At 43.7% G+C, this 7997-nt stretch carries 4 protein-coding genes, 24 tRNA genes and 1 pseudogene; 25 read left to right on the top strand and 4 right to left on the bottom strand.

The window, feature by feature from the left end; translation table 11 throughout:
* Positions 1–38 precede the first annotated feature (38 nt).
* The 3 genes from GNE10_RS28910 to leuB form a co-directional block, all read right to left on the bottom strand.
* Complete coding sequence (locus GNE10_RS28910) at positions 39–860, bottom strand: A24 family peptidase (protein ID WP_099068346.1); 822 nt, start codon at positions 858–860, stop codon at positions 39–41.
* Between the two features lie 192 nt (positions 861–1052).
* Complete coding sequence (locus GNE10_RS28905) at positions 1053–1313, bottom strand: hypothetical protein (protein WP_099068345.1); 261 nt, start codon at positions 1311–1313, stop codon at positions 1053–1055.
* Positions 1314–1403: 90 nt separating this feature from the next.
* Positions 1404–2492, bottom strand: a complete 1089-nt coding sequence (gene leuB, locus GNE10_RS28900; protein WP_185569093.1) for a 3-isopropylmalate dehydrogenase — start codon at positions 2490–2492, stop codon at positions 1404–1406.
* A 647-nt stretch (positions 2493–3139) separates the two neighbouring features.
* On the opposite strand from leuB, the gene GNE10_RS28895 reads away from it, so the two are divergent.
* The 25 genes and pseudogenes from GNE10_RS28895 to GNE10_RS28775 all read left to right on the top strand — a co-directional run bounded on the left by GNE10_RS28895 (position 3140) and on the right by GNE10_RS28775 (position 6825).
* Positions 3140–3232 (top strand) — tRNA-Asp (locus tag GNE10_RS28895).
* A 4-nt stretch (positions 3233–3236) separates the two neighbouring features.
* Positions 3237–3313: transfer RNA gene (locus tag GNE10_RS28890), tRNA-Glu, on the top strand.
* 3 nt (positions 3314–3316) lie between these two features.
* A tRNA-Cys gene (locus GNE10_RS28885) sits at positions 3317–3389 on the top strand.
* Positions 3390–3396: 7 nt separating this feature from the next.
* A tRNA-Ile gene (locus GNE10_RS28880) sits at positions 3397–3470 on the top strand.
* 2 nt (positions 3471–3472) lie between these two features.
* Positions 3473–3544: transfer RNA gene (locus GNE10_RS28875), tRNA-Trp, on the top strand.
* A gap of 91 nt (positions 3545–3635) precedes the next feature.
* Positions 3636–3707: transfer RNA gene (locus GNE10_RS28870), tRNA-Glu, on the top strand.
* Between the two features lie 11 nt (positions 3708–3718).
* Positions 3719–3799, top strand: a tRNA-Tyr gene (locus tag GNE10_RS28865).
* A gap of 4 nt (positions 3800–3803) precedes the next feature.
* A tRNA-Ser gene (locus GNE10_RS28860) sits at positions 3804–3888 on the top strand.
* 4 nt (positions 3889–3892) lie between these two features.
* Positions 3893–3967, top strand: a tRNA-Arg gene (locus GNE10_RS28855).
* Positions 3968–4048: 81 nt separating this feature from the next.
* Positions 4049–4146 (top strand) — tRNA-OTHER (locus GNE10_RS28850).
* A gap of 6 nt (positions 4147–4152) precedes the next feature.
* Positions 4153–4227: transfer RNA gene (locus GNE10_RS28845), tRNA-Asn, on the top strand.
* Between the two features lie 10 nt (positions 4228–4237).
* A tRNA-Gln gene (locus GNE10_RS28840) sits at positions 4238–4311 on the top strand.
* An 85-nt stretch (positions 4312–4396) separates the two neighbouring features.
* A pseudogene (locus tag GNE10_RS36440) lies at positions 4397–5161 on the top strand (HNH endonuclease signature motif containing protein).
* A 26-nt stretch (positions 5162–5187) separates the two neighbouring features.
* A tRNA-Gln gene (locus GNE10_RS28830) sits at positions 5188–5261 on the top strand.
* A 27-nt stretch (positions 5262–5288) separates the two neighbouring features.
* Positions 5289–5365: transfer RNA gene (locus GNE10_RS28825), tRNA-Leu, on the top strand.
* A gap of 6 nt (positions 5366–5371) precedes the next feature.
* A tRNA-Leu gene (locus GNE10_RS28820) sits at positions 5372–5449 on the top strand.
* Position 5450: 1 nt separating this feature from the next.
* Positions 5451–5523, top strand: a tRNA-Pro gene (locus tag GNE10_RS28815).
* A gap of 103 nt (positions 5524–5626) precedes the next feature.
* Positions 5627–5703: transfer RNA gene (locus GNE10_RS28810), tRNA-Leu, on the top strand.
* Positions 5704–5815: 112 nt separating this feature from the next.
* Positions 5816–5888 (top strand) — tRNA-Leu (locus tag GNE10_RS28805).
* A 10-nt stretch (positions 5889–5898) separates the two neighbouring features.
* Positions 5899–5975 (top strand) — tRNA-Met (locus GNE10_RS28800).
* Between the two features lie 8 nt (positions 5976–5983).
* Positions 5984–6056, top strand: a tRNA-Thr gene (locus GNE10_RS28795).
* A gap of 103 nt (positions 6057–6159) precedes the next feature.
* Positions 6160–6231, top strand: a tRNA-Gly gene (locus tag GNE10_RS28790).
* A gap of 5 nt (positions 6232–6236) precedes the next feature.
* Positions 6237–6312 (top strand) — tRNA-Val (locus tag GNE10_RS28785).
* An 87-nt stretch (positions 6313–6399) separates the two neighbouring features.
* Positions 6400–6482, top strand: a tRNA-Ser gene (locus GNE10_RS28780).
* A 272-nt stretch (positions 6483–6754) separates the two neighbouring features.
* Positions 6755–6825, top strand: a tRNA-Lys gene (locus tag GNE10_RS28775).
* Between the two features lies 1 nt (position 6826).
* Here GNE10_RS28775 and nagZ read toward each other — a convergent pair.
* Positions 6827–7915, bottom strand: coding sequence for a beta-N-acetylhexosaminidase (nagZ, locus tag GNE10_RS28770; protein WP_185569091.1), 1089 nt, complete (start codon positions 7913–7915; stop codon positions 6827–6829).
* Positions 7916–7997 lie beyond the last annotated feature (82 nt).

The following is a 7997-nucleotide window of genomic DNA, read 5'->3' as shown; positions in this document are numbered from 1 at the left end:
CCATACCCCATGCCCCATGCCCCATGCCCTATTCCAATTCATGACGCTGGAAAAAATAACCGTAGGTAGCTAGATAAAATTGCTTCACCAATAAATATAGTAATTACAGACCCTAAAGCGAGAAAAGGCCCGAAAGGCATCTTTTGTCCGAATTTATGGCGCGATCGCACTATTGCACCGCTACCCACTAACGCTCCCAGGGCACAGGCAAGAAAACTAGCCAACAGCAAATATTTCCACCCTAACCAGGCTCCCATCATTGCTGCTAATTTGGCATCACCAGCCCCCATTGCAGCTTTTCCGAAGGCAATGGAACCTAATATGGCGATGGCATCAAGCAACCATAACCCCAATACTGCACCAACTATCCCCATCATCAAGTGATTTACCAGTGCTACAGAACTAGCTTCTGGTAGAAAACCAACCATCATTTGAAATAAAATGCCCGCCACTAAACCCGACTTAGTAAGTGCATTGGGCAGCGTCATTGTATCCAGGTCAATCAACGATAGCGCCAATAACCAACTGCAAAAAGCCCAATAGCCTATTGTGAAAATTGAAGCTTTGAATACTAAAAAAACCAGTAAAAAAATTATTCCCGTTACCCCTTCTACCACAGGATAACGGAGAGAAATTTTGCTTTTGCAATATCGACACCGCCCTCTCAAGGAAATCCAGCCGAACACTGGTACGTTGTCGTAAGCTTTTAGCTGATTTAAGCAATGCGGACAACGAGAAGGCGGCCAAAGAATTGACAACCCAGCAGGTAATCGATAAACAACAACATTGATAAAACTGCCAACAGATGCACCCAAAGCAAAGACAATTACACTCGCCAAAACGGCGAACAAAATGTCCATATAGTCATTCGTCCTTAGTCATTAATCATTAGTCATTTGTCATTTGTCCATTTGTCCTTTGTCAAGAGTTAACAACTAATGTCCTCTGTTCTTTGTCATTAGTCATTTGTCCTTCTTGTTTGACTAATGACCAATGCTCAATGACTAATGCCCAATGCCCAATGCCCAATGCCTAATGCCAATGCCCAATATTTAATACATGTGCGATTCAATTTGACTCAAGGGCACAAAACACTCTTGAGGTAAGAGAACAGGTTGGTTAGTAAAAATCACCTTACCTCGATGAGTTAAACGATTAATTGCTACACCGGAAGGTTGCCCAGCTATTTCGGGATGTACTTCGCAGTGAGTGTAGTAGATCTGCCCAGCGGCTCTGATTACGGCGGTATCAATCAAAGGCGGCTGGTTCTTAGGAACTGTAAAATTTGTTTGACCTTGTCGTAATGCGTACACTATCGACTGTTATTTGATTGCTAGATTTCTCTTTAGTCTACCCGAAACTTATGGTAAAGGTTGCCAAATTGCCCAGGTTGAATTGTTAAATTATTGAGCTTCCAGAGCTACAATCAGCGCATTGCCCATAGCACGGCAACCTAAGAGATTTTTTCCTGGTGAAATTATATCACCTGTGCGATCGCCTTGTTCTAAAACTTGTAGTACAGCTTGTTCTATGCTATCTGCTGCTTTTGGCTCATTTAAGCCGTAGCGTAACATCATCGCCGCACTTAAAACCTGTGCTAATGGATTTGCCTTATCTTGTCCTGCAATATCTGGGGCGGAACCATGAACTGGTTCAAATACACCAGGGCCCTCAGCGCCCAAACTAGCGGAAGGCAACATCCCAATACTACCCGTGAGCATGGCAGCAGCGTCAGAGAGAATATCACCAAACAAATTCCCGGTGACAATGGTATCAAACTGCTTGGGAGCGCGTACCAACTGCATAGCGGCATTATCTACATAAAGATGAGACAGTTCGATATCTGGATATTCTTGGGAAAGTTGCGTAATGCGATCGCGCCACAACTGAGATACTTCTAATACATTAGCCTTATCCACAGAACAAAGTTTGCCGCCGCGTTTGCGGGCTGCTTCAAAAGCCACTCGTCCAATGCGATCGATTTCTGATTCTGTGTAAACCATCGTATTTACACCGCGTTTTTCACCAGTTTCGGTAGCAAAAATTCCCTTTGGTTTCCCGAAATAAATTCCACCAGTGAGTTCGCGCACCACCATAATATCGACGCCTTCCACAACTTCCCGCTTCAAAGTCGAAGCATCGATTAGCTGGGGCAAAATTTTTGCTGGGCGTAAATTGGCAAATAATCCCAAACCCGCACGTAGCCCTAACAAACCTGCTTCTGGGCGTAAATTCGATGGTAGAGAATCCCACTTGTAGCCACCAATGGCAGCGAGTAATACAGCATCACTATTACGACAAGTATCTAAAGTCGCAGAAGGCAGAGGTTCCCCCGTGGCGTCAATTGCTGCACCACCGATGAGGGCTTCTTGGAATTCAAATTGAATATCAAATTTCTTGCCTGCAACTTTCAGCACATCTACCGCCACTGCCATAATTTCAGGGCCAATGCCATCGCCGGGGAGTAGAGTAATGCGGTAGTTCTGGGTCATAGCTCGTTTCTATTGAGTAAATGCTTGCAGATCAAATATCATACCGAGCAAAACGTACCGATGGAGTTTTTAATTTCTCAAGAAGGGGAAAGGGGAAAGGAGAAAAGGGCAAAGATAAAAACCTCGTTCTTTATAGATGTAACCTGTTCATCCCTTTACCCTTTAACCTTTACCCTTTGCCCTTTTTTCAAGATTAGTAAGTTCAAATCTAAGCTGAGAAGCTCTTATAGCCAATTTAAAAAAAATTTTCTCAAACCCCTTGACACTCTTTTGTAGTATTATGTAGTATATATGTAGTGAAGCAAAAGACAAGCTTCGCAAGGGTCAAAGTCATGTTCTACATACAACTCCAGAACAGACATTGGAATCAACCAAAGTCTCCAACTAACAAAGCGACTTCTACTTGCGATGGTTTGCAAGTAGAGGCAATAAACGAAAAAAATTCAAAGTTTGCACTGTTACAAACCACTGAATACATCAGGAATATCCAACAGACTTACTACCTAGAATTTCCGTTGTTTTCCTAATATTTTCTAACAGTAAAAATTAATTTATCTGAACCTTGAAAACTGAATAAGAAATGGGCAAGTTCACCAACAAAACATGTGCCTAAAAATCTCAAATTTTAGGCACACATTCTCAAAAATCGGGGTGTAGCTCAATTGGCTAGAGCGTTCCGTTGTCTGCGGAAATGTTGCGGGTACCCTTCGGGAAGCAAGCTACAAGTCCCGTCACCCTGGTTGAAGTCCCGTAGGCGAATAGTTGAAGCCGTCAGTTTCTCAAACTGAAGACTGCGAGTGCAAATCTCGTCGGGACTCCCAAACGGCTGAGTAGCCAAGTGGTTGAAGGCATTGGTCTGCAAAACCGACATCGTGAGTTCAATTCTCACCTCAGCCTCTGATGTCGCAGTGTAGCTTAACGTAAAGCTCCTGGCTCATAACCGGGTCGATGCGGGTTCAAATCCCGCCACTGCTACCAATGCAGGGATGGTGTAACGGCAACACCTCGTGACTCCAAATCCGATGTTCTAGGTTCAAATCCTAGTCCTTGCGTCAGACAATTTTGGATTTTAGATTTTAGATTTTGGATTAAATTTTTTAATCTAAAATCTAAAATTTAAAATCTAAAATTCTCTCAATTCTGCCCCTGTGGACGAATGGTTAAGTCGCTGTTCTTTCAAACCAGAGATTGCGGGTTCAAATCCCGTCAGGGGAATGACTTATTCTGGGTTGGCTCGCCTATTGGTGTGGGCTGCGCTCTGTAAAAGCGTCCTTTCTTGGTTGCAGGTTCAATTCCTGCCCAACCCACTGAGGAGAGGTGGCTGAGTGGCTCAAAGCGTCCTCCTGCTAAGAGGAAACGGGTAGTACCGTCGCAGGTTCAAATCCTGTCCTCTCCGCCTTGAGAGTGTGGTGTAACTGGATAACATCTCAGTCTACGAAACTGAAGATTTGAGGGTTCAAATCCCTCCACTCTCGTTACATGAGAGAGATGATGGAGTGGCTGATTCGAGTTGAATTAAACCAGTCCACTGGATAAAACCCATCTCTCCTCCTTATCCCCCGGTAGCTCAGTTGGTAGTTAGCGCCTGTCTGTTCGCGAAGCGTGTCTGAAAGACAAGAACAGGAGGTCGTCGGTTCGATTCCGACCTGGGGGGCTTCGTTGCCTCATAGCTCAATGGCAGAGCAAGCGGCTGTTAACCGCGCGGTTGTAGGTTCAAGTCCTACTGAGGCAGCCATTTATTTCATTGCCGGGTGGACGAATTGGTAGAGTCACCTGTCTCTGAAACAGGAGTTTGTAGGTTCAAACCCTACCTCGGCAGCTAAATTTTGAGTTGAACTAGCAATTTATGATTTACTTAATCGTGTTACCTTATTTTTTAACCATTAAACAACTGCAAAGAATTCATGCCACGGCGAAGTATTCTGTCAAATAAATCAAAAATAGAAGAAGCTGTGAAATGCTGCTCATCTGTAAAGCAATGCTTGGAATATCTAGGGCTTCGAGCGGCTGGTGGTAACTATAAACATTTCCATAATTGGTGTGATAAACATAATATTATTCCGCCGATAGGAGATAATACAATCGGATTTAGAAAGTATGCATAACAGAAAAGAATCCCATTAGAAAATATTTTAATTTTAGGCTCTTCTTATAACAGATTTACTCTTAAAATTAGATTAATTGAAGAATCATTGTTCGAGGAAAAATGTTATGAATGCGGGATATCACCAGATTGGAATGGTAAGCGTCTTTGTTTGCAATTAGACCATATAAACGGTATTAGTAACGACAATCGACTTGAAAATTTACGTTTACTTTGTCCAAACTGTCACAGCCAAACAGAAACTTTTGCTGGTAGGCGATTAAGTTATGGGAAAATCAATATTTTTTCTTGTTCGCAATGTCATACAGCAATAACAAAATACTCTAGGTTAAAACTTTGTAAAAAATGTGTATCAATAAGATTAAACTTCACAAAGAGGAAAGTAGAAAGACCTTCTAGAGAAGAATTATTCAAATTAATTTGGTCAAAACCAACAACTTTAATAGCTAAAGATTTTGGTGTTAGTGACAAAGCAGTAGAAAAATGGTGTAAATCTTATGGAATTGAGAAACCAGCAAGAGGATATTGGACAAAACAAAAGCAATTTCAAAGTTCAAATATTTGATGAATTAACACCTTCTAAATTTACATTGGGGAGTCGCCTAATCGGTATGGCACCGCTCTTTGAAAGCGGAAAAATATAGGTTCGAGTCCTATCTTCCCAGTTCTATTAAATAAGTAATATCACTTATGCTCTTGTAGCCCAACTGGAAGAGGCTGCCGTCTCAAAAACGGTAAGTTGTGGGTTCGACTCCCACCAAGAGTACCAAACTTTGCTCCTGTAGCCCAATTGGAAGAGGTGGCAGACTTAAAATCTGTTTTGTTGTGGGTTCGACTCCCACCAGGAGTACCAACGGGATGTAATTCAGTGGCGAGAAGCCATGCTTTGGGAGCATGGAGTCGCAGGTTCAAGTCCTGCCATCCCGATATGCCCTTGTGACGGAACTGGCATAGGTGCTGGAATCAGAGTCCTTTGCAGCTACCCTTCGGGAAGCTGCTTCGCGTCTACAAATCCTGTCAGGGGTACTAAGCTCTCGTGGCGGAATGGAAGACGCACTAGATTGAGGATCTAGTTTTTTGCAGGTTCAAATCCTGTCGGGAGTACCAAAATATCTGGGTGTGGCGCACTTAGGAGCGCAGGAGTTTCGGTAACTCCTGGTCGCAGATACCCTGCGGGAAGCCGCCAAGGGGTCTACAATACCTACCACTCTCAGGCTTTGCCCTTGTAGCCCAACGGAAGAGGCGCTTCGCTTAGAACGAAGAGGTTGCTGGTTCAAATCCAGTCAGGGGTATTGGTGAATATGCGGGGATGGAGCAACGGTGGCTCGTCAGGCTCATAACCTGAACATCGGCAGGTTCAACTCCTGCCCCCGTCACCAAAATTAGTGCTGGTGTAGCTCAATTGGCAGAGCAACTGACTTGTAATCAGTAGGTTGCAGGTTCAACTCCTGTTACCAGCTTGATGCGGGTGTGATGTAACGGCAGCATGAGACGTTTCCACCGTCTTCGTGCGAGTACCCTTCGGGAAGCAAGCTACAAATCTCGCCGTCCGCTCTGAAACTTGCGGGTGTGATGTAATCGGTAGCATCTGAGTGCGCCATACTCAGTGCGTGGGTTCAAGTCCCTCCACTCGCTTGCGTAGTCCTGTAGCTCAATTGGTAGAGTGTCTTCCTTACAAGAAGAATGTTGCGGGTTCAATTCCTGCCAGGACTACCAAATCTTGGGAGTGTAGCTCAATGGAATAGAGCTTCGAGTTTCTACCTCGAAGGTTGTGGGTTCGAGTCCCGTCAGACGCCCCTGAATGGAAGATGCTGCTGAATGGACGGCAACCAAGCTTGAACCTTGGAGTACGGGCAACTGTAGGGGTTCGATTCCTCCATCTTCCTCTTATCCACCTGAAGCCGAAAAGCGAGGCGCTGTGCTGATAACACAGAAATAGGAGGGGCAGTACCTCCCTGGTGGATTTACATACAGCAGAATTCAGGAGTCAGAATTCAGGAGTCAGAATTCAGGAGTCAGAATTAGAATAGTTTCTCTACCTGGCTTTGAGAGCTAGATAGTCTACATCATTAACTTGAAATCTCCTGTATAAGTTTGGTGTTACAAGCTTTGCGATGTAATACGATCGCACTTGCTCATTTTTTATTCAAATTAACTAGGGTGGTTGGCATACCGGCTGTGCAGCGGGCTTTTAACCCGCAGAAATAGGTTCGACCCCTATACCACCCATTTATGAATAGGAACTAGCGATCGCCAGTTGAGCATGTTGCAATAATATATCTTTATCCAAAGCTTGCACGGTATATTGCGGTGTTAGCACCAGTAATTTTTCAATTCTTTCTCTAGCTGCTTCCACAACTGATTCATCTAAGCTACCGTTACTCAGAGAATCGGCAAAATCTTCAGCAATGCGATAAGTTCTTTCAATAGATGATGAATTAATATTACGCGAGACAATAAACAGGTCACAACCTGCATTAAGTGACCGCGCTACAGTCCCAGCTTGAATAAACATATCTGAGATTGCTTTCATATCTAAATCATCAGAAACAACTACTCCTTTAAAGCCAAGCTCCTCCCTCAGTATGTTGTTGAGAATAGGTTGAGAAAGGGTCGCTGGCACATCAGGATCTATCTTGGGAAACAAGATATGGACTGTCATAACTAAAGGAATCTGTACTTCAATAAGAGTTTTAAAAGGTATCAGTTCTCGAAGTCGCAATTCTTCTAAAGTCAAATTGAGTACTGGTAGCTCAACGTGAGAATCTTGACTAGTATCTCCATGTCCGGGAAAATGCTTAGCACATCCGATAATTCCTGAATCTCGAAGTCCAAGGTAGTAGTCACGGGCACCTTGAGCAGCAGTTTCGGGGTTGCTACCAAAGGCACGAGAGCCAATTACAGGATTATTGGGCTGAGAAAAAATATCTGCTACAGGTGCCCAAGATAAATTTATTCCTAATGATTTTAGTTCTACAGCTGTGGCTTTTGCTACTTCGTAGGCGTGCGATCGCAGCAACAACGCTTGAGGAAATCGTGTAATTGGTGGCGGTGTACGAACCACACGACCACCTTCGTGATCTAAAGTGACAAACATTGACTCCCGTTCAGTATATTGCCGTATTTGGTTGTTCAAATCTTGGAATTTTTGTAGCCAAACCTCATAGGGAGCGCCATCTAGAAAATTTTTAGCAAAAAATATCACCCCAATGGGCTTTAATTCACCGAGTGCGCGTTTATCTTCATCACTTAACGTAGTACCAGAAATACCCAAAATCAGATGATGTCCAAAGCGGTTTAGCTGTTGCGATGATGCCATAATCCTTTACCCATAGTTGTGTAGCAAACAAATTCAACCCTAATCCTATACTTTTAGTGGGGCAGGGGGCAGGGGAGATGAG

The organism is Nostoc sp. 2RC, assembly GCF_014222165.1.
Lineage (GTDB): Bacteria > Cyanobacteriota > Cyanobacteriia > Cyanobacteriales > Nostocaceae > Nostoc > Nostoc linckia.
This window is presented reverse-complemented; position numbering and strand designations above follow the sequence as displayed.